17 protein-coding genes and 1 tRNA gene are annotated in these 19,786 nt (G+C 60.4%); 7 read left to right on the forward strand and 11 right to left on the reverse strand.

Annotated features, from left to right (window positions below; translation table 11 throughout):
• Positions 1–348 precede the first annotated feature (348 nt).
• Positions 349–424 (reverse strand) — tRNA-Thr (locus Q1K29_RS08245).
• Positions 425–565: 141 nt separating this feature from the next.
• On the opposite strand from Q1K29_RS08245, the gene Q1K29_RS08250 reads away from it, so the two are divergent.
• Positions 566–1,018, forward strand: coding sequence for a hypothetical protein (locus Q1K29_RS08250; protein WP_300393167.1), 453 nt, complete (start codon positions 566–568; stop codon positions 1,016–1,018).
• A 64-nt stretch (positions 1,019–1,082) separates the two neighbouring features.
• Here Q1K29_RS08250 and Q1K29_RS08255 read toward each other — a convergent pair whose 3' ends face one another.
• Positions 1,083–1,544, reverse strand: a complete 462-nt coding sequence (locus Q1K29_RS08255; protein WP_300393170.1) for a DUF1761 domain-containing protein — start codon at positions 1,542–1,544, stop codon at positions 1,083–1,085.
• 108 nt (positions 1,545–1,652) lie between these two features.
• On the opposite strand from Q1K29_RS08255, the gene metG reads away from it, so the two are divergent.
• Both metG and Q1K29_RS08265 read left to right on the forward strand, forming a co-directional pair.
• Positions 1,653–3,395, forward strand: coding sequence for a methionine--tRNA ligase (gene metG, locus Q1K29_RS08260; RefSeq protein WP_300393173.1), 1,743 nt, complete (start codon positions 1,653–1,655; stop codon positions 3,393–3,395).
• A 12-nt stretch (positions 3,396–3,407) separates the two neighbouring features.
• Positions 3,408–4,040 carry a hypothetical protein gene (locus Q1K29_RS08265; protein ID WP_300393176.1) on the forward strand — a complete coding sequence of 211 codons (633 nt, stop codon included), beginning with the start codon at positions 3,408–3,410 and terminating at the stop codon, positions 4,038–4,040.
• Here Q1K29_RS08265 and Q1K29_RS08270 read toward each other — a convergent pair.
• Positions 4,021–4,812, reverse strand: a complete 792-nt coding sequence (locus tag Q1K29_RS08270; protein WP_300393179.1) for a hypothetical protein — start codon at positions 4,810–4,812, stop codon at positions 4,021–4,023. The two genes, Q1K29_RS08265 and Q1K29_RS08270, sit on opposite strands and share 20 nt — an antisense overlap.
• Positions 4,813–4,957: 145 nt before the next feature.
• Here Q1K29_RS08270 and Q1K29_RS08275 point away from each other — a divergent pair, with 145 nt between their 5' ends.
• Positions 4,958–6,322, forward strand: coding sequence for an amidohydrolase (locus Q1K29_RS08275; protein WP_300393181.1), 1,365 nt, complete (start codon positions 4,958–4,960; stop codon positions 6,320–6,322).
• Position 6,323: 1 nt separating this feature from the next.
• Here the strand turns inward: Q1K29_RS08275 and Q1K29_RS08280 are convergent, their stop codons facing one another.
• The 4 genes from Q1K29_RS08280 to Q1K29_RS08295 all read right to left on the reverse strand — a co-directional run bounded on the left by Q1K29_RS08280 (position 6,324) and on the right by Q1K29_RS08295 (position 10,390).
• Complete coding sequence (locus tag Q1K29_RS08280; protein WP_300393184.1) at positions 6,324–7,289, reverse strand: alpha/beta hydrolase; 966 nt, start codon at positions 7,287–7,289, stop codon at positions 6,324–6,326.
• A complete protein-coding gene (locus Q1K29_RS08285) occupies positions 7,286–7,984 on the reverse strand; it encodes a hypothetical protein (protein WP_300393187.1) in 699 nt (232 codons plus the stop codon). Before Q1K29_RS08285 ends, Q1K29_RS08280 begins: the two co-directional genes overlap by 4 nt.
• A 75-nt stretch (positions 7,985–8,059) precedes the next feature.
• The gene (locus tag Q1K29_RS08290) at positions 8,060–9,262 is read right to left on the reverse strand and encodes an acyl-CoA dehydrogenase family protein (protein WP_300393190.1); all 1,203 of its coding nucleotides are present in this window, start codon (positions 9,260–9,262) and stop codon (positions 8,060–8,062) included.
• Positions 9,263–9,274: 12 nt separating this feature from the next.
• Positions 9,275–10,390: an acyl-CoA dehydrogenase family protein gene (locus tag Q1K29_RS08295; protein WP_300393193.1), complete on the reverse strand. Its 1,116-nt coding sequence runs from the start codon at positions 10,388–10,390 to the stop codon at positions 9,275–9,277.
• A gap of 173 nt (positions 10,391–10,563) precedes the next feature.
• Between Q1K29_RS08295 and Q1K29_RS08300 the strand changes: the two genes are divergently transcribed.
• The 3 genes from Q1K29_RS08300 (at position 10,564) to Q1K29_RS08310 (ending at position 16,294) form a co-directional block, all read left to right on the forward strand.
• Entirely contained in the window at positions 10,564–11,136 is a 573-nt protein-coding gene (locus tag Q1K29_RS08300; protein ID WP_300393196.1) for a hypothetical protein, read from the forward strand.
• A 92-nt stretch (positions 11,137–11,228) separates the two neighbouring features.
• Positions 11,229–13,826: an aminopeptidase N gene (pepN, locus tag Q1K29_RS08305; RefSeq protein WP_300393198.1), complete on the forward strand. Its 2,598-nt coding sequence runs from the start codon at positions 11,229–11,231 to the stop codon at positions 13,824–13,826.
• 86 nt (positions 13,827–13,912) lie between these two features.
• Positions 13,913–16,294: a PAS domain-containing sensor histidine kinase gene (locus tag Q1K29_RS08310; RefSeq protein WP_300393200.1), complete on the forward strand. Its 2,382-nt coding sequence runs from the start codon at positions 13,913–13,915 to the stop codon at positions 16,292–16,294.
• On the opposite strand, the gene Q1K29_RS08315 is transcribed toward Q1K29_RS08310, so the two are convergent.
• The 4 genes from Q1K29_RS08315 to Q1K29_RS08330 are packed head-to-tail and all read right to left on the reverse strand — an operon-like array spanning position 16,291 to position 19,767.
• Positions 16,291–16,911 carry an ABC-type transport auxiliary lipoprotein family protein gene (locus Q1K29_RS08315; protein WP_300393203.1) on the reverse strand — a complete coding sequence of 207 codons (621 nt, stop codon included), beginning with the start codon at positions 16,909–16,911 and terminating at the stop codon, positions 16,291–16,293. The two genes, Q1K29_RS08310 and Q1K29_RS08315, sit on opposite strands and share 4 nt — an antisense overlap.
• On the reverse strand, positions 16,908–17,870 hold the full coding sequence (locus Q1K29_RS08320) for an MlaD family protein (RefSeq protein WP_300393206.1): 963 nt from the start codon (positions 17,868–17,870) through the stop codon (positions 16,908–16,910). Before Q1K29_RS08320 ends, Q1K29_RS08315 begins: the two co-directional genes overlap by 4 nt.
• Entirely contained in the window at positions 17,870–18,640 is a 771-nt protein-coding gene (locus tag Q1K29_RS08325) for an ATP-binding cassette domain-containing protein (protein ID WP_300393209.1), read from the reverse strand. The genes Q1K29_RS08320 and Q1K29_RS08325 overlap by 1 nt, the downstream gene beginning before the upstream one ends.
• Entirely contained in the window at positions 18,637–19,767 is a 1,131-nt protein-coding gene (locus Q1K29_RS08330; protein ID WP_300393211.1) for an ABC transporter permease, read from the reverse strand. Before Q1K29_RS08330 ends, Q1K29_RS08325 begins: the two co-directional genes overlap by 4 nt.
• Between the last annotated feature and the right edge of the window lie 19 nt (positions 19,768–19,786).

Genomic DNA, 19,786 nt, shown 5'->3' on the forward strand with positions numbered 1-19,786 from the left:
GGGAAAGTCCTCGGCATGATGGAACTTTGGAGTGCAACTCTGCAGCCAAGACCTCAAACTTATCGCGGAACTCTTGCATGAGTTCTTTTTGCTCTTCGGTTGGTTGAATGTATTGGAATGACATAGAGAAATGGTGCGCCATTAGCAGCGCGGAGAGATCTGCGATCTCTGAGTCATAATAGCACATGATCCCGAATCCGTTGTCTCTCTTTTGTCTCTCTGGGGACAACTGTTCGGATATGTCGCACCTTGTTTTTATTGGGGCTTTTCAGGACTCTAGGCGAATCGAGGCGCGGAACACCTGATTAAGTGCTTGCATTTCTAATGCCTTGTTTTCACGCATGAAAATGGTGCCGGCAGAGGGACTTGAACCCCCGACCCCCTGATTACAAATCAGGTGCTCTACCAGCTGAGCTATACCGGCGACGATGCCCCTTTAAGCCGCGAGGGCGGACAGGGCAAGATTCCTTTGTAAGATCACCACACCGCCACATTTGAACCGGTTCGTGGCACCTTTTCGCCCTCGCGGCGTTGTTCCTTCAGTATCGCAAGAAGGAGCAATACAATGAGCAAGTCCATCATCACTGCCTGCGCCGCGATCACTGCATTCTCGCTTCCGGCTTTCGCCGACGACGCACGCACGCCGCCGACGACCCCGTACTATGCACCGGCCACCCAGGCCTGCGAAGAGGTCAACCTTACGATCTACTTCGAGCCCGGCACAGCCGACCTCACCCCCTTTGCCCGCGATGCCATCCGGGAGACCCGTGAACAGCTGAGCGGCTGCTCGGTAACGTCCATTGATGGCACGGCCACGGCCAATGATGCCGATACGGATGCCGACAAGCTGACGCTGGCCGATGCGCGCCGCGCCGAGGTGATGAAGGCGCTCGCTGCTCATGGCATCCGCTCAGCGCAAACGAACCTCAAGACCAATATCTCGGCCTCGGAAAAAGAAGCCATCATGGCCCGCAATGTCGGCCTGACGCTTGAGACGACACCTGCACAGGTCGGCTAGACCGGCAGCAGAGAATTCAAAGAAACGACCCCCGGCGCGGCCCCTCCGCGCCGGGGTTTTCGTGTCATTTGAAGAAGGAGAGCACAACCGCACCGGCAACGAAGCTCACCATGGTGTGTGAGGCATCCACGAAGAAGGCCGGCCAGTCATGCCAGGGCGAATAAACGAGCCCATAGGCCATGAGTGGCACACCGATCAGGAGCGACAGCAGAAGCCCGAATCCGGCTGCTGCGCCCACCGAGGCGATCTGCAGTTTTTTCATGTACCAGCCAAGCCCGAAGGCGAGCACCAGCGGGATGAGAAACCCGCCAATCATCCAGGCCCCCTCCTCACCCATTCCGGTGCGGCTCTTGATTCCATCCGCTTCAAGCCAGCGCGCCGTGTCGCCGGAGTCGTTGAAAAAGACGCCGATGCCATTCATGTAGGCTTCCGAAAACAGTAGCCCGTACCACAGGAAGCCAACAAAATAGATCGCGATGGCGGCGAGCAGCACACCCAGTAAATTCACATTGCCCAGTCTCGGCATGTCATCATCCTCCCTTACCCCATTTCATTTTTGTTATGCCGCGCTATGAGTGGCGCCCAGCCCGGCGCGAGCCAGTATGCCCGCTTTTGCTGAAGCACGGAAGAAATCATGACCGACACAGGCCAACGCCGCATCCTCGTCACCTCTGCCCTGCCCTATATCAACGGGGTCAAGCATCTCGGCAATCTCGCCGGCTCGATGCTGCCGGCAGACGTCTATGCGCGCTTCCAGCGGCTTCGCGGACACGATGTTCTCTATATCTGTGCAACGGATGAGCACGGCACGCCGGCCGAGCTGGCTGCGCAGGCCGCCGACATGTCCGTGCGCCAGTATTGCGACGAACAGCATGAGATCCAGAAAAAGGCCGGCGACGGCTTCGAGTTGTCCTACGATCATTTCGGCCGCTCCTCAGGCGAAGAGAATGCGCGGCTGACACAGCATTTCGCGAACGTCCTGGAGGCCAATGGCCTGATCGAAGAGCGTGTGATGGAGCAGGTCTACTCCATCGATGATGGCCGCTTCCTGCCAGACCGCTATGTCGAAGGCACCTGCCCGCACTGTGATTTCGAAAAGGCGCGCGGCGACCAGTGTGACAATTGCGGGCGCCTGCTCGACCCGGTTGACCTGATTGACCCCTATTCGGCTGTTTCAGGGTCGAAGAATGTCGAGATCCGCGAAACCCGTCATCTCTTCCTGCAACAATCGAAGATGCAGGATACGATCCGCGACTGGGTTGAGGCATCCACCGACTGGCCGCAACTGGCGCGCTCCATCGCACTGAAATGGCTTGATGAAGGCCTGCGCGACCGCGCGATCACACGCGACCTCTCCTGGGGCATCCCTGTGACCAATCCGGACGGCTCGATCCGGGAAGGCTTTGAAGACAAGGTCTTCTATGTCTGGTTCGACGCGCCGATCGAATACATCGCGGCAACGCAGGAATGGGCAAAAGCCAAGGGCGAGCCGGACAGCTGGCGCAGCTGGTGGCGCACCGATGAGGGCGCCGATTACGTTCAGTATGTCCAGTTCATGGGCAAGGATAATGTCGCCTTCCACACGGTCGGCTTTCCCGTGACGATCATGGGCTCAAATGAGCCGTGGAAGCTTGTTGACCAGCTGAAAGCCTTCAACTGGGTCACCTGGTATGGCGGCAAGTTCTCCACCTCCAACAAGCGCGGCGTCTTCATGGATCAGGCGCTGGACCTGCTGCCGGCCGATTATTGGCGCTGGTACCTGATTGCCAATGCGCCCGAAGGCTCGGATGCCGCCTTTACGTGGGAAGGCTTCCAGGCATCGGTCAATTCAGATCTCGCCAATGTGCTCGGTAATTTCGTGAACCGGATCACCAAATACTGCGCGTCGAAGTTCGACGGTCAGGTGCCGGCAACTGGCGAACCGGGCGAAGCAGAAGCCTGGATGGTTTCGGAGCTGGAGACACGCCTGCCGCAGCTTGTCCAGCACTATGAGAACATGGACTTCCGCAAGGCCGCCGCGGAGACGCGCGCCATCTGGGCTGCCGGCAATGAATACCTCACCAAGGCCGAGCCCTGGGTGAAATACAAAAGCGATGTCGATGCGGCGGCAATTGGCGTGCGCACCGGGCTGAACCTTGCGGCGCTGTTTGGCATTATTGCACAGCCCATCATTCCTGAAGCCGCCGGCATGGTTCTCGATGCCCTTGGCGTCCCGGCCGATCGCCGGACCATGACGCCTGCGGCCCTGAGTGACATTCCGGGCCTTCTCGACGCGCTGCCTCACGGACACGCCATCGCGCCGCCGGATGTCCTATTCCGCAAGATCGAGGATGATCAGGTCGCCGAATGGACCGAACGGTTCGGCGGGGAGAGCTGACGGATCGTCGCCATGCCGCTGCAGAACCGCGTCGATCCTTTCGGACATATCCACGCGGTCACTGCCCGAGGCATGTTCATGGGAAATCGGGGCGGCTGCTTTCATCGGGATGACAGAACGCTCAAGCCCACACACTGGGCGAACCGGCAATGGATAACATGCCGCCTGGAATTCAAAGGCCGCAAGCGCGAGCTGATGGCGCCGGGCCTCTATACGGAGCTTTTCTTTCTGGACGAAGCCACCGCTTTGGCGGCTGGACACCGTCCCTGCTACGAGTGCCGGCGCGCTGACGCACAGGCCTTCCGCGAAGCGCTGATGGCGCGGGATGTCTTCACGGAGCCACCGCTGGTTGGCCAACTCAACGATGGTATTGCGGGCGAAGTGCAGGCACGCCTCAAAGAGCGCCGCACCCCACCAACTGGCGATGCCGCAGACCTTCCGGATGGTGCGATGTTTTCCGAGGGCGAGACAGCCTGGCTCAAGCTTGGTGCAGCAGCACATCGCTGGTCATTCGAGGGCTACGGCTCCTGCCGCGCGCTGCCGGAAGGGCCAGTGGCTGTCCTGACACCCGCAATGTCGCTGGAGGCCCTGCGCGGCGGCTATCGCCCCGCACTGCACCCGAGCGTCAGTCCACCGGCCGGGTAACAATCAGCGCATTGATCTTCCGCGTCTTGCTCTTGGCGAAGATGACATTGTGCATATGCCAGACTTCTCCATCGCCGAGGGTCACCTCGATGTCACCGGTAACGACGAGCCCGAGAATGCGGTGGCGAAGGAAATCGTCTGACCGGTAGCGGCAGCGGGCATTCGCGCCGCTCTCGGCCCGGTCTCCGCTGCCCCAGAAAACCCGCTCATGCAGCTGCCCGGGGACAACCTCCCAGTAGCGGACCTTGTCGAAGCCGAAAATCATCAACGCCCACATGATGAACACGATCGACCCCGTGGCGAGGTAGAACATGTTGCTCATGCGAATGTCGAGCTGACCGAGAAAACTGGCAATCGGGCCCGAGAGATTGGCGAAGGTCAGCAGGATAAATCCGATGATCAGGATCAGGCCGAAGATCACCGAATTCGCGCCACGCAGGCGTACAGTCGTCGAAAAGATCACGAAGGCCAGCGTAAAAACGAAGATCAGGCCCAGCATGCGTTCCGGCGTCCCCGGCCCGGCAATATCCGTCACCTGCAACAGGTAGGAGATGAAACCGAGCAGCCAGATCGGCCACCAGTAGAGGATGGGCGAGTGCGTGAAGACCTTCATCGGCGAGAGTTCATTGCGATTAAGCAACTCACCCTTGCGTGGCTTCGGCTCCTTTGCGGGCGAGTGGCTGACAGCCGTGGTCGGTCCTTTTGGCGGGCTCTCCGGAGGTGACGACGGGGGTGGTGGCGGTGGCGAATCCGGCGGTGTCGTATCGCTCATAATGGCCCCTCGCTTTGACGAATTCCCAGTCTAACCGACGCAGGCGCGAAGACAAAAGCCTTTCAGGGGAGTTCGGCAAACGGCTAGCGGTCGCGGCTCCATCTGATAGGGTGGTGCGAACCTAACTGTTTGAAAGGACGTCAGAATGAAACTCCGCCGTCTCGCAGCGCCCCTCGCTGCCCTTGCGCTCGCCGCCTCTCCTGCCGCCATGGCCCAGCAATCCAAGCCGACGCCGGAGACCGGCCTGATGGACGTTTACCACTGGCTCCACAGCAACCCTGAACTCTCCTTCAAGGAATCGACGTCTTCCGAGATTATGGCGGCTGAACTCGAAAGCCTCGGCTTCAGCGTCACCACCGGCATCGGTGACACCTGGGTGCGCGAAAAATCACAACGCGACGAAGGGACGGTTCGTGAAGGCGTCGGCGGATATGGTGTCGTGGGTGTCTATGAGAATGGCGAAGGTCCGACCGTCCTGATCCGGGCTGACATGGATGCCCTGCCGGTGCCGGAACAGACCGGGCTGGATTATGCCTCCGAAGTCACGAGCGTGACCTGGACGGGTGTCGAGAGCCCCGTCATGCATGCCTGCGGCCACGACATCCACATGACCAGCTGGATCGGCACGGCCCGCGAGCTGATCGCAAACAAGGATGACTGGTCAGGCACACTGGTCATGATCGCCCAGCCGGCTGAGGAGCTCGGCCTCGGCGCAAAGGCGATGATCGAGGATGGCCTCTATGAGGACTTTCCGCTGCCGGACTACAATCTTGCCCTGCACGTCTCAGCCTCAGCACCAGCCGGCACGATTGCCTACTCTTCAGGGTATGCGCTCGCCAATGTCGACAGCGTCGATATCCACGTGAAAGGCGTCGGCGGCCATGGCGCCTATCCGCATACAACGAAGGACCCGGTGGTTGTCGGTTCCGCCATCGTGATGGCGCTACAGACGCTGGTTGCCCGGAATGTCGATCCGCAGACGCCTGCTGTTGTGACGGTCGGCAAGTTCACGGCAGGCGCAAAGCACAACATCATTTCCGATTCCGCTGAATTGTTGCTGACCGTGCGCTCCTATGACGATGCCACCCGGCAGCTGCTGCTGGACGGCATCAAGCGGATTGCAAAGGCCCAGGCCGAAGCGTTCGGGGCACCCGAGCCGGAAATCTCCGTGGATTCAGATTATACGCCCTCGACCTACAATGACCCGGAGCTGACCGCCGAAGCGATGGCGGCCATCAGCGATGCGATCGGTGAGAGCAATGTGAAGGAAGTCACAGCGGTCATGGGGGGCGAGGATTTTTCCCAGTTCGGGCGCACCCAGGAAGATGTCCCCGGCCTGATCTTCTGGCTCGGCGCCATCGATCCGGAGACCTATGAAAAGTCACAGAATGGCGAGGTTTCGCTTCCGTCGCTCCACTCGCCCTTCTTTGCGCCGGATGCCGAGCCAACGCTCGACACAGGCGTAAAAGCCATGACGGCCGCAGCCATGGCCATGTTCGACGAGGGCTGAGCTAGAGCGTCGCGAGCCAGTCTATAAGGAGCGCGTTGACCTCGTCGGCGCGCTCCTGCTGTGTCCAGTGGCCGCATCCTTCCAGCAGGTGCGCCGCGCGCAGCCCTGGCAGATTGGGCTTCATCATCTCGACCGGATCGCCGGGAAACATCTTCAGCACGAGATCCCGCGTGCCGCCAATGAAGAGGCTCGGCTGATAGATCTTGTGATCGTCCAGCTGTGTCAGGAAAGCATGGTCGCGCTCGTGATTGCGATAGCGGTTAAGCGGGCCGCGAAAGCCCGAATGCTCGAATTGCGAGGCGTAATAGGCGACATCTTCCTCACTGAGCCAGGGCAGCGGCATGTCCGGCTCCGGCAGGCGATGCAGCAAGGTGTCACCATGCTTCTTGTCCACCGGCCATGTCCCGTCAGGCGCATCGCCGGATATGGCATAGTAGAACTTGCGAATGGTGGCGGCCGGATCCGCCTCCAGCTCGGCTTCAGGGGGCCCCTGATCCTGGAAATAGACCTGGTAGAAGAACAGCCCCCGCGCAGTGAAGAACTCGCGGAAGACCTGGATGGCGGGCTTGTCGCCCGGTGGGATGTAGGGAACCGATAGCCCCGCGACGGCCTTGAAGCGGTCAGGAAACAGCAGAGCCGAGTTCCAGGCGAGCGGTGCACCCCAGTCATGTCCGACCACAATGGCGGGCGCGTCCGGCTGAAGCGCTTCCGCGACACCGGCAATGTCCCTTGTGATCGTCTCCATGTCGTAAGCTTCGACCGCCTGGGGTCGATCCGAGCCGCCATAGCCGCGCACATCCAGGGCCGCTGCCGTGAAGCCGGCTGCTGCGACAGCCTCCAGCTGGTGACGCCAGGAATACCAGCTCTCCGGAAAACCGTGGACGAACAGGACAAGCGGCCCCTCGCCTTTTACGGCGACCCGTAACGTCACGCCATTTGTCTCCACGTGACGGAAATCAGATGTCATTGGGCCGTGTCTCCGGGCTGTTGCGCCTGGATCAACTCGACCGTTCCGGGATGGGTAAAAACCCGGTAGCCGAAGTCCTGCGGCATGGTATTGAGTTCCTGAAGGACGCTACCGAATTCGATCGGCATGATGGAAATGCTGCTTTCCTCGACACCCTGTTCCTGAAGCTTGGACGCCATCTCGTCGGCGTCGGCATAGCTCAACAGAACTGGCGTGATGGGGCCTTGCCCATTATCGATCTGGGTCTCATTGCCATCCGTCAGAACGAAAAAGGTGGGCGCGCCGAAACTGCCTTGCATATCCGGCATCAAATCGTTGGCCTGCTCAATCGCCTGCGGACTGCCTTCAAAGGCAATCGGACCGTTCCATGCCGAAAGAAGCAGCATGAGCGGCACTGGGGCGACGCTCATGTCGGCAACGGCCGGATTCTGTTGAGCGGCCTCTGCGGCCGCCGGTTCGAGGAATACGACGAGCGCGTTTTCCCCCTGATCGTTTTGCACAGACGCCATACCGCCGTCCGAATCCTCAAGGATGGCGACGTGAAAACCGTCCAGCGCCTGCGCCATCGCGGACGGGACCTGTTCGGATGAAGCAGCCGGCGCTTGCGGAGCTGGCTCAGCAGGCTCCTGCGCGGTAGCCGGCATGGCACCGGCAAGCAGGGCGCACGCGCCAAGCGATGCAATTGTAAATTTCATGAGGGAGCACTCCTTCTCGTGTGCGTTCCGGCCGAGACTAAGCGTTCCCGGCCGGTCAGCACAAGAAGACGTGGCTCAGCCCTGTTTCAGTGACTCGAAAGGCACATCCTTGTCGACGCGCACATCCTGAGGCAGGCCAAGGACGCGTTCGGCAATGATGTTCTTCAGAATCTCGTCGGTTCCCCCAGCAATCCGCAGGCCGGGTGCCCACATGAAGCTTTGCTGGAAGAGCGCATTGGCCGGCATCGTTTCGGTATCATTCATGATCCCGTAATGGTCCTGCATCTCGATCGCCGAGTTGCAGATATCCTGCAGCTGGTTGGCCGTGATGATCTTGCCGATGGAGTTCTCCGGACCGGGCGTTTCACCGCGTGAAAGCGCGGTCTGCGTACGGAACTTGGTCAGGCTGTAGCCTTGTGCGGCAACATACCAGTCAGCAAGTTTCTCACGGAAGGCCTGATCGGTCAGCGTGCCCGTGCCGCGGGCATAGTCCATGATCTCTTTCCAGTCCGGCCCCGGTGAGCCGCCAACCGCCAGACGCTCGTTCATCAGCGTGACGAGGGCCACTTTCCAGCCTGCGCCGACATCACCAAGACGGTCGGAGTCCGGAATACGGACATCTGTGAAGTAGACCTCGTTGAATTCACGTCCGCCCGAGGCCTGGTGGATCGGTTTTGCTTCGACGCCCTTCTGCTTCATGTCCACGATGAACATGGTGAGGCCCTTGTGCTTCGGCGCTTTCGGATCAGTCCGCGTCAGCAGGATGCCATAGTCGGAATAGTGCGCGCCCGTGGTCCAGACCTTCTGGCCATTGATGACCCACTCGTCGCCATCCTTGATGGCGCGTGTCTTCACACCGGCAACGTCGGACCCGGCAGCCGGTTCGGAGAAAAGCTGGCACCAGATTTCCTCGCCGCGCAGGGCCTTTTCGACATAGCGTTTCTTGTGCTCGTCGGAGCCGAAGGCGATGACGGTTGGCACACACATGCCGAGACCGATAGCGAACGGACCGACAGGCGCGTCGAACTTGCCCTCTTCCTGGTTCCAGACGACCTGCTGCATCGACGTGCCGCCGCGTCCGCCCCACTCCTTGGGCCATGTGATCTGGGCAAAGCCGCCTTCGGCTTTGGTCTTCTGCCATTCCTTGGCGCGCTTCAGAAAATCCTCGCCCGAACCGCGGCGTGGCGAACTCCCATCCTTGGGTTTCAGGTGCTTTTCAAGAAAGGCGCGCGCTTCAGCGCGGAATTCTGCTTCTTCGGGGGTATCGTTGAAGTCCATCTCGTGACCTCCTTACGCTGCGTTCTTGCGCTCAAGTGCGCTGACGAGTTTCTCTTTCCAGACCTTGGGCGCGCCAGCCTGAACCGCGAGCAGCTTGGCCCGGCGGTAGAAAAGGTGGCAATCCACCTCCCAGGTGAAGCCCATGCCACCATGGGCCTGGATGTTTTCCTTCGAGGCAAACCAGTAGGCCTCGGACGCCGCGAGGCGCGAGGCCGCCGCCGCTTCCGGAAGCTCGGAGGCATCCGTCGACAGTGCCCAGGCGCCATAATAGCAGTTGGAACGGGCCACCTGGTTCTTCACATACATCTCGGCGAGCTTGTGCTTGATCGCCTGATTGCCGCCAATCGGCCGGCCAAAGGCGTAGCGTTCCTTGGCATATTCCGTTGCCATTTCGAGGCAGCGGTCAGCGCCGCCCAGCTGCTCGAAGGCAAGCAGGACAGCCGCGCGATTCAGGATTTCATCATTCAGATCACCGGCCTCGCCCGCGGCGCCGATACGCGTACCGGGCGCACCGTCAAACTTGATCTCGGCATGGCTACGGGTTGGCTCGAGCGTCTGGACCGGTGTGCGGGTGACGCCTGCACCGTTCAGGTCAACGAGCACGAGGCTTGCGCCGGACCCTTCCTTGGCCAGCACGATGGCATGAGTTGCGACGTCTCCATCAGTCACCGGGATCTTCGTGCCCGAAACCTTTGACCCATCAAAGGTCACCGACAGCTTGGCCGGATCGGGATTGCCCGGTCCTTCGCTGGCGGCATAGCAACCGATGATCTCGCCAGAGGCGACCTTCGGCAGCAACTCGGTTTTCTGGTCTTCGGACCCTGCAATCTTCAGGGCCTCGGCAAAAAAGTAGACGCTTGAGGCAAACGGGACCGGCGCCAGCGCGCGGCCCATCTCCTCTGCAATCACGCAAAGTTCAAGCATGCCAAGGCCAAGCCCGCCATATTCTTCCGGTATGGCCGCGCCCAGCCAGCCCATCTCGACGACCTGTTTCCACACACCCTCATGATGAGACTTCTGCGCGTCATCGAGGACCTCACGTACATGCGCCGTTGTGCACTGCGCGCTCAGGAATTTACGCGCTTCGTTCGCGAGAAATTTCTGGTCTTCCGAAAAGTCGAAATTCATACGACCCCGTCTCCCTTTACAATCGTGTCTTTCATCAACAATAGCGCACTGCCGGGACACGGAAAGCCGTCTCGCAGGGGAAGGTAAATCTGCCGATAGATCAAATTTTCCAGACCCGCTTCACCGAGCTTCAAACTCGATGTGACAGAAGACGGAAAGTTCGGAGGTTCGGCATGGCTAAAGCTCTCTTTCACAAGTCTCAGCGCGTATTCGTAAAACCGGTTGGCACCTGGGCGCTTGTCGAAAAAGTGAACCCTCACTGGGTGAAGGATGTCGAGGAACCGCTTCGGGTGACCTACGACGTCGGCCTGGGCCGTGAGTTCACGGCCGGAGAACTCGTGTCCGAAGACGTCATGCACGGACGCGACCGTAATAGCGCCGATCAGGACCTCGACCTTGAGCACTGGCGCATCCAGCGCGCCAAGAACCGCTGGCAGGAAGCGGACGAAACAGCCGCGCACCCCTATCCGGGTACTTTTCCTGTCGTCATGACCGACGAGAATGACTGGGGCGGCTGGCGCGTGCCGGGCTCGGAATATGACCGTGATCCGCACAAGATCGAGTATCAGGCGCGGCTGATCGTGAACTCGCCGCGGATGCTAAAAATCTGCCGGCAGCTGGCTGAGCTGGTGTCGCAGGATCCGGATTCACTCCCCGCGGGCATGAAGAAGACGCTCAAGGAATGTCAGCTTGTGCTACGTCACGTCTACGAGATTACCGATTCCCCCCGTCAGGCCGCTGAATAGCTGCTAACTGGCCGCTTCCTGCGATTGTGAGTGTGCCTTCCAGGTCCTATCTCTGAATCCGAATTCACACGAATTGATTTAGAACGAGGACAATGATGCGCACGGACACCCCGGTTTCGGTCAAGCTCGAGAACTACACGCCCTACCCCTTCGCGATTGAGCAGGCAGAGCTAGACTTCTCGCTTGAGCCCGAAGCCACACGCGTGCGCACGAAGATGATGGTGAAACGCCTCGCTCCGGGCGCGTTGGTTCTCGACGGCGTTGGCCTGACACTGAATGGCATATCCATCGACGGTCAGCCTCTGGGCGACGGCGACTACAAGGTGGATGAGGAAACCCTCACCATCGCGAGCGTCCCGGACACGTTCGAGCTCGAAACCGACGTCACGATCAATCCGAAAGCCAATACCGCCCTGTCCGGCCTCTATATCTCGGCCGGACGGTTTTGTTCGCAATGCGAGGCGACGGGCTTTCGCCGCATCACCTACTGGCCGGACCGTCCTGATGTCATGAGCCGCTTCCATGTCCGTATGGATGCCGACAAGGCGAAGTATCCGATCCTTCTGTCAAATGGCACGCCCAGCAAGACGGGTGACCTGTCCGACGGGCGCCACTTTGCCGAATGGGACGACCCGCATCCCAAACCATCCTATCTCTTCGCGCTCTGCGCCGGTGACTACGATGTCTGGCGCGACACCTTCACCACCATGAACGGCGATCATGTCGATCTCGGCGTCTATGTCGACAAGGGTCAGGCGAAGCGGGCCGAGTGGGCGATGGAAAGTCTGAAGGCATCGATGAAGTGGGACGAAGAGCGCTTTGGCCGCGCCTATGATCTCGGCGTCTTCAACATTGTCGCCGTGCGAGACTTCAATTTCGGCGCCATGGAGAACAAGGGCCTCAACATCTTCAACTCCGCCTATGTGCTCGCCAGCCCGGACAGCGCGACCGATGCCGATTTCGAGGCCATCGAGAGCATTGTCGGCCACGAATACTTCCATAACTGGACCGGCAACCGGATCACCTGCCGCGACTGGTTCCAGCTCTGTCTCAAGGAAGGCCTGACGGTCTTCCGCGATCAGGAATTTTCGTCAGACCTGCGCTCCCGCCCGGTCCAGCGTATCAAGGATGTGATGACGTTGCGTGCCCGCCAGTTCGCAGAAGATGCAGGCCCACTCGCGCATCCGGTGCGCCCGCAGGCCTATGGCTCGATCGACAACCTCTATACGGCCACCGTGTATGTGAAGGGCGCCGAACTGATCCGCGCGCTGACGGTGCTGATCGGCGACGATGCCTTCAACAAGGGCATGCAGATCTATTTCGACGAGTTTGACGGAACAGCTTCGACTATCGAGGACTTCTACTCCTGCTTTGAGAAGGCTTCCGGCAAGGATCTGAGCCAGTTCCGCCTCTGGTACGCCCAGGCCGGCACGCCTGAAGTAACCGTTGAGGAAGCGTGGGATGAAACCAACGCCACGCTGACGCTCAAACTGAGCCAGACGACTCCGGCGACACCGGAACAGGACACAAAAAAGCCTGTGCCGATCCCGCTTCGGACCGCCCTGCTCGATGGTAAGGGCGGGCATGTCGCCGCTGAAGGCTGGGAGAATGGCGAAACGGTGATTGCGCTGGAAGAGGCCGAGAAGACCGTCACGGTAAAAGTGCCCGACGGATCGCCCCGCCCGCTTCTGTCGATCAATCGCGAGTTCAGCGCGCCGATCCGTCTGAAGCGCGATCTCGATCAGGCAGCCCTGCTTGAGCTGGCGGCAGCCGAAACCGATCCGTTCAATATCTGGGACAGCTTCCAGTCACTCGCCAAGGCCGAGATATTCAGACTGCTGGACGAGCCGCAATCGCCGCCTGACGAAGCGCTGGTAACGGCTCTGGCTGACGCGGTCCGGCAGAATGAGCAGGATCCGGCTTTCGCAGCGCTGCTTACGGTCCTGCCGGACATCGGTGAACTTTTCCAGGAAAGGGATCCTGCGGATCCCGCTGGCCTCGATGCCGCGCGCAAGCGGCTGCGCAAGGCGTTGGCCGAAGAAATGGCGTCCGACGCCGAGCGGATCCTCGCCAAGCCGTCGCCGGAGCCCTTCGCTCCGACACCGGATCAGGCAGGCACACGTGCCATGCGAACCGCAATGATCGGCCTGACCGGTGCGAAAGGAACGCCGGAAGCCGCTTCCAGTCTGAAGGCCCTTTTCGATGGTGCTTCGAACATGACAGAGAGCCTCGCCTGCCTGCGGGCGCTCATCTCCATCCCGGGCAAGCCGCGCGATGAAGCGATTTCCACCTTCTACGAGACCTGGAAAGACAATCCGCTGGTCATCGACAAGTGGTTCGCCGTGCAGGCCGGCCAGGGCACGGCCGACGATGCCCGCCGGCTTTCGCAGCATCCGGATTTCGATCTCAGCAACCCGAACCGCGTGCGGTCTGTCGCGGCAGCCTTTGCCATGACAAACCTGGCGGCCTTCCACGCGCCCGACGGCGACGGTCACCGCGTGATCGGTGACATCGTGGCACGCATCGACAAGCTCAATCCCGCACTTGCCGCACGGCTGCTGACAAGTTTCGAGCAATGGAAGAAGCTCGAACCGAAGGCTCGCGCAAGTGCAGAGACAGTCCTGACGGATCTGCGCGCTGCCAGACTCTCGCAAAATGCTATGGATATCGTCGCAAGGGCTTTGGATTAACTGCCGACTCGCGTTCATTAACGTAGGCGCAAGCATTTCGCGGGCATTCCCGGTAGTGTTTGCAAACTGCGTCAAGGACTGAAGCATTGGCAGGATTTGGCCAATCAAAAGGCAAGCCTGAAGACAAGGCACAAAGCCTGAAGCAAGCTGGCACGCTGAAGGCTATTCTTGTGCTGACGCTCATGGTCCTGACGGCTGCGCTGGGCCTGATGATCTGGAACAGCTATCAGGCCCGCAATGCCGAAGACCTGAAGCTGCTTCAGCGCGATGCCCTCCTGCTCGGTGAACGCTTCAACCGAAGGGCTGACCGGGCCACAGACCGGCTTGAAAGTGAACTTCGCTCGGGCTCACGTCTGTCCTCCATAAGCACTGATTTCATTGGTGTTTCGTCACTGAATAGCTTGAATACTGCGCTCTCCTCGGAAGATCCCCTGGATACCGACGCCGCCGAGCTGGCCGCGAAACTCTCTTCACAAGGGGAGAGGCTTGGGCTGCTCGATAATGGCGATCTTGTGCTCGGCTATGTTCCGACCGTCGGCAATACAGTGGTGGCGCGGGTCCCGGCCCGCGACTGGCTGACCGAGCCCGGCGAAAAGGCGCGCCTCATCCTCTACGGCGATGCGAGCCTGTCCATTGGCGATGCCTCTGTCGTGCCGCCTTCCCGCGAGATTCGGGCCCGCGGCACCGGGTTTCGCCTTGAGGGCCTAACCAATCGCTCGGCCACGGCCTGTGTCGACATCCATGGGGCCGCTTTCTCGCTCTGCCTGTCGCGTTCGAGTCCGCTCTTGACACTTGATGCAATGCTGTCACTGCTGCTCAACCTGTTGCTGGTTGCAGCCCCTGCCCTGGCCGTGATCGGCCTCTACAAGCAGTCACGCCGCGAGCGTCCGTCTTCCGTGATCCAGAAGAGCAAGCCGCTTGGGCAGAATGCCAAACTGGAGCTCGCCGCGGCGAATGCCTGCGTCGGCTTCTGGGACGTACGCTCCGGAAGCGGCAAGGCCTGGATCAATGAGGAAACCGCACGGCTTCTTGGGCGCCAGGCAAGCGGCAACTTGAGCGACGCCGGGTTCATCGAGTGCTTTCACGCGTCTCATCGTCAGAAGCTGAAAGATGCAATCGACGAGGCAAGGCCGAGCCAGGCCTTCAGTATTGCCGTGCCATCCGCAGCCTCTGCCGGAGAAACATGGCTGGAGCTTCGCGGGAGCCAGATCTATGATCCCGACAGTGGTACAGCCATTATAAGCGGTGTCGTCTTCGATGTTACCGATACGATCCGCTATCGCGAGAGACAGAAATCATCGGAGGCCCGGTTACGCAGCGCCATCGAGACGTTCCCGTGCCCGTTCGCGCTCTGGGACAGCAAGAAACGCCTGGTCTTCTGGAACAAGACGTTCGAGACCATGTTCGATGTCAGCTCCGTCGTGCGCGCCGGCGTCAGCCATGAAACGGTGATGCTCGCGCGCAGCGGTAACGTCATCCATGAACGCACAAGCCCCGAAGACCCGGGAACAACGCTGCTGGGGCTGCGCAGCGGCGAATGGGTCAAACTGGTCGAGCGCTCGACGAACACCGGAACCCTGATCAGCTTCGGCATCGACGTGACGAATGACCAGCTGAATGAAGAGCGGCTTCAGCGCCACCAGAAGAAACTTAAAGCGCTGGTTCAGGAGCTCGAGCGTTCCGAAGGGCACAAGTCGGAACTGGCCCGGAAATACAATGAGGAGAAGGCCAAGGCCGAACGCTCGGCAGATTCAAAATCTGCCTTTCTCGCCAATATGAGCCACGAGCTGCGCACCCCCCTGAACGCGATCAACGGCTTCTCGGAAATTCTCGTCAACGAAATGTACGGCCCTCTCGGCGACGAGCGCTACAAGGACTATGTCCGCGATATCCTGACATCGGGCGAACACCTGCTCGACATGATCAATGACATCCTCGACATCGCGAAGATCGAGGCCGGCAAGATGACGATCTATCCCAAGCCTATCGACCTGGTCGATCCGGTCGATGCCGCAGTGCGTATGATCCGGCGCAAGGCCGAGGACAAGGGTGTCGAAGTCCGCCTGCAGGCAGACGAGTCCCTGCCGCACATCGATGCTGATCACCGTGCCGTCCGTCAGATGGTGCTCAATCTCCTGTCGAACGCCATCAAGTTTACTGACGCCGGGGGCCGCATCACGATCGCTGTGCAGCGCCGTGACGACTTCATCCGCGTCGCTGTTCGCGACACCGGTATCGGTATTCCGAAAGAACATCTGCCAAGGCTCGCCAAGCCTTTCGAGCAGGTCCAGGAGACGCGTGAACGCAACTTTGACGGCACAGGGCTTGGTCTTGCCCTCACGAAGTCATTCGCAGAGATGCATGGCGGCAAGCTCACCATCGCTTCCGAGCCTGGCAAGGGCACGATGGTCAGCTTCTACCTGCCGGTCAGCACCGACGACCAAGGCAGCGACCGCTACGTCGCCTAGTCTTCCGCCCCGGATTCACGAGCCTCTTTTTCCCTGATCGTATTGGCCAGATGGCGCGCGCCGTCTGCCACACAGTCACGTCCGGCTTCCGAAAGGGCTTTCGCCCGTGCGCGAGCACCTGTGCCAGAGGCCGGGACGCTTGCCATGACGGTTTCCTGCGCAACAGGGTCACGCGAACCGCCATCCATGAGCGTCAGGCGTAGCGTGCAGTGACCACTCCCACCCTTGAGGCTGAATTCGGAAACTCGCCAGAAAAGCTCGTAATCACCGCTGAACCCGGCAACATCATCGACGGCGTAACCGCCCCCGCTCTCGCTGAACGTATCGATCATGGTGACCTGGAAAAGCCGCGTCGAACGGTCCGCCCACGCGACACCCGGAATGATCTTCAAGCCGTCATCACTTGCCGCCACGGCAATCTGACGCCCGGCCAGGAGCCGCGGAGCCTCCGGCTCGTGAATAACGAGCGTTCCGGTAAGGTCGAACTGCGCGTCCGGTTCGGCAAAGCGGTACACCGCCTCCGGCTTCGGCTGTTCGGGAAGAACCGACACACAGGCCGAAAGCGTGACCGCGCCTGCGAGCATGACCGGTATCGTGCTGAAAGGTGTACGCCTCAATTTCGGCCTCCTTCATAAGGAACAGGATCGCTGCGCAGCAGCCCCTGCGGGTTCTGTTCGAGTTCGCGGGTCACCCGGTCGAGACGCCGGATAAGGACCCTGAGATCCTGTGCGATCAACCGGAAATCGGACAAGGCGTCCGTCGCGGGGCCCTCGATAACATCGGCCGCAGAGGTAATCGCTTTTTCGCTCGCATCGATGCTTTTCTGCGCCGACGCGGTCATCTCATCCAGTTCGGCAATCAGGGAGGATATCTCTGCGCCAATACGTGTGACTTCGCCACCAGCATCCCCACCCAGCTCAGAAACGACGCGTGCAGCGGTATCAACCTGGTTCGCGGCGTCCTGCACTGCCGTCAGGGTCGCTGTGAGGTCGGTCGCCAGAGCTTCGTTGCCCGCCAATGTTTCCGACAGCCGTTCGATATTCCGCAGCGTGTTTGTGACGGAGTCGACATTCTCTTCGCTCATCAAATCGTCGAACCGCTCCAGGGCGACGGTGGCGCGGCCCATGACTTCTGTACCGCTGGAGAGCAGCTCGGAGACGGGGCTTGAGATCGATTCGATGACGGGCACGTCCTGGCCGTCTTCGGCGGTCAGGCGTCTGGCGTCCGGAGACCCCGCATTGATCTGCACAAAGGTTACGCCGGTGATGCCGGCCAACTCGATGCTGGCGGTGGAATCCGTTTTGACCGGCGTTTCTGAATCCACACGGATACGCGTGCGCACCTTGGAGGCGTCATCGCGGTCGATGCCAATGCGTTCGACTTCACCCACCTTGATCCCGATATAACGCACGGAGGCGCCCTCCTCGAGGCTGATCGGGCCTTCGAAGACGATGTCGTAAACGTCATATTCCTGATTGAACTGGGACTGGCCGAGCCACAGCACGAAGCCGAGGCCCGACAGGGCCGCAAGGATCACGAAAGCGCCGGTCATGGCGTAGTTGGCACGTGTTTCCATCACTTCACTCCAGCTGTTGCTGCACGTCCGCGCGGACCACAGAAATACTCCTGCACCCACGGGTGATCCATACGCTGCAATTCCTGCATGGTCCCGCTGGCAATCACATGTCCCTCGCCGAGTACCACGATCCGGTCGCAGGTCGCCGCCAGCGTATCGAGGTCATGGGTCACCAGAAATACGGTAAGCGAGAGGGCGCGCTGCAACTCCCGCACCAGCTTGTCGAAAGCGCCGGCCGTAATCGGGTCGAGCCCCGCCGTGGGCTCATCGAGGAAAAGGATGGGCGGATCAAGCGCCAGGGCACGGGCCAGCGCGGCGCGCTTGCGCATCCCGCCGGAGAGGTCCGAAGGGAACTTGTCGCCATCCTTCGTTTCCAGGCCGGACATCCTGATCTTCTGATCGGCAAGCTGGCGCATGAACGGTACCGGCAGATTTGTGTGCTCACGCATGGGCACCATGACGTTCTCACGAACGGTCAGGTTCGAGAACAGCGCGCCGTCCTGGAACATGATGCCCCAGCGGTCCTGAACGCTGCGCAGCGCATCACCTTCGAGACCCGAGACGTCATCGCCATACACTTCAACTGTGCCGTGGGCAGGTTTCTTCAGACCGACGATCGCCCGAAGCAGGACAGACTTGCCACTCCCCGACGGACCGATCACACCCAGAATCTCGCCATCATAGACGTCGACGTCGAGGTGCTCGTGGACGACGTGATGGCCGAAAGCGGTCTTGAGATCCCGCACGCGGATGGCGATCTGGCCCGTCATATGTCGAGCTCCATATAGAAGACCGCAAAAAGGGCATCGATCACGATGATCGAAAACAGCGCCTGCACGACAGACTTCGTCGTCGAGTGGCCGAGAGACTGAACACTGCCGCCAACGAGAAGCCCCTGGCGGCACCCGATCAGCGCCACAACCATGCCGAAGACCGGCGCCTTGGACATGCCAACCCAGAAATGCTGAAGCGGAACGAGATCCTGCAGCCGATTGAAAAAGACTGTGGGATTGATGTCGAGCGCAACCCAGCTGACGAAAGCCCCGCCGCCAATCCCGAACAGCATGGAGACGAGGGTCAGAATTGGCGTCATGATCAACATCGCCAGAGCGCGGGGCACCACCAGCACCTCCAGCGGATCGAGGCCAAGCGTCACCATGGCATCGACCTCCTGGCGCATTTGCATGGCGCCAATCTGCGCGGTGAAAGCTGAATTCGTGCGTCCGGCGAGAATGATCGCCGTCAGGATGACCCCGAATTCGCGCAGGACAGAAATGCCCACCAGCTCGACGGTAAAGATCGTGGCGCCAAATTCTGCCAGCGTGGTGGCGCCGATGAAGGCGACAACCATGCCGACGAAGAAGGAAAGAAAGCCGACAATCGGGACTGCATCGATGCCGCTGTCTTCCATGACAGAGACGAGCGCTGACCAGCGCATACGGGCGGGCCTGATGAGCGCGCCCAGCATGGAGACAATCGTCTCCCCGAAGAAGGCCAGCGTGTCGATGACTTCGTTGATGAAGCTTGTGGCCGTCCTGCCCGTCCGCTCGAGCAGGTCGACAAACCCGTGTGTGTCGTCAGGCCCGATCTCTTCTTCGGGCTTGGGCCGAAGGCTTCGCGCCTGTTCGATCAGATGGCGCATGCCCTCCGTACCAGCCAGGACTTCGATCTCGTCCTGCCCGTTGGTACAGGCGATCCGGTCGAGCAGAAGTGCGGCCGCCGTATCGAAGCGCCCGACATCGGCAAGATCGACGGCGAGCTTCGATTCGTCCGGCACATCCAGACGCGAGAGCTCAGGCTGGAGCTTGCCGAGCGTGTGCACGGTCCAGTCGCCCTCAAGATCGAGGACGGCCTGACCATTGGTCACGTCGAGGGTATAGCGAGGCGGAGCGGACATAATTCGCTTGTGGCTGACT

Origin of the sequence: Henriciella sp. (genome assembly GCF_029937755.1) — a bacterium.
Lineage (GTDB): Bacteria > Pseudomonadota > Alphaproteobacteria > Caulobacterales > Hyphomonadaceae > Henriciella.

What these genes read in the sequence shown, in the direction of transcription:
- Q1K29_RS08250 (WP_300393167.1), top strand. Translation starts at nt 566, where the DNA reads ATGAGCAAGTCCATCATCACTGCCTGCGCCGCGATCACTGCATTCTCG.
- Q1K29_RS08255 (WP_300393170.1), bottom strand. Translation starts at nt 1,544, where the DNA reads ATGCCGAGACTGGGCAATGTGAATTTACTGGGTGTGCTGCTCGCCGCC.
- metG (WP_300393173.1), top strand. Translation starts at nt 1,653, where the DNA reads ATGACCGACACAGGCCAACGCCGCATCCTCGTCACCTCTGCCCTGCCC.
- Q1K29_RS08265 (WP_300393176.1), top strand. Translation starts at nt 3,408, where the DNA reads ATGCCGCTGCAGAACCGCGTCGATCCTTTCGGACATATCCACGCGGTC.
- Q1K29_RS08270 (WP_300393179.1), bottom strand. Translation starts at nt 4,812, where the DNA reads ATGAGCGATACGACACCGCCGGATTCGCCACCGCCACCACCCCCGTCG.
- Q1K29_RS08275 (WP_300393181.1), top strand. Translation starts at nt 4,958, where the DNA reads ATGAAACTCCGCCGTCTCGCAGCGCCCCTCGCTGCCCTTGCGCTCGCC.
- Q1K29_RS08280 (WP_300393184.1), bottom strand. Translation starts at nt 7,289, where the DNA reads ATGACATCTGATTTCCGTCACGTGGAGACAAATGGCGTGACGTTACGG.
- Q1K29_RS08285 (WP_300393187.1), bottom strand. Translation starts at nt 7,984, where the DNA reads ATGAAATTTACAATTGCATCGCTTGGCGCGTGCGCCCTGCTTGCCGGT.
- Q1K29_RS08290 (WP_300393190.1), bottom strand. Translation starts at nt 9,262, where the DNA reads ATGGACTTCAACGATACCCCCGAAGAAGCAGAATTCCGCGCTGAAGCG.
- Q1K29_RS08295 (WP_300393193.1), bottom strand. Translation starts at nt 10,390, where the DNA reads ATGAATTTCGACTTTTCGGAAGACCAGAAATTTCTCGCGAACGAAGCG.
- Q1K29_RS08300 (WP_300393196.1), top strand. Translation starts at nt 10,564, where the DNA reads ATGGCTAAAGCTCTCTTTCACAAGTCTCAGCGCGTATTCGTAAAACCG.
- pepN (WP_300393198.1), top strand. Translation starts at nt 11,229, where the DNA reads ATGATGCGCACGGACACCCCGGTTTCGGTCAAGCTCGAGAACTACACG.
- Q1K29_RS08320 (WP_300393206.1), bottom strand. Translation starts at nt 17,870, where the DNA reads ATGGAAACACGTGCCAACTACGCCATGACCGGCGCTTTCGTGATCCTT.
- Q1K29_RS08325 (WP_300393209.1), bottom strand. Translation starts at nt 18,640, where the DNA reads ATGACGGGCCAGATCGCCATCCGCGTGCGGGATCTCAAGACCGCTTTC.
- Q1K29_RS08330 (WP_300393211.1), bottom strand. Translation starts at nt 19,767, where the DNA reads ATGTCCGCTCCGCCTCGCTATACCCTCGACGTGACCAATGGTCAGGCC.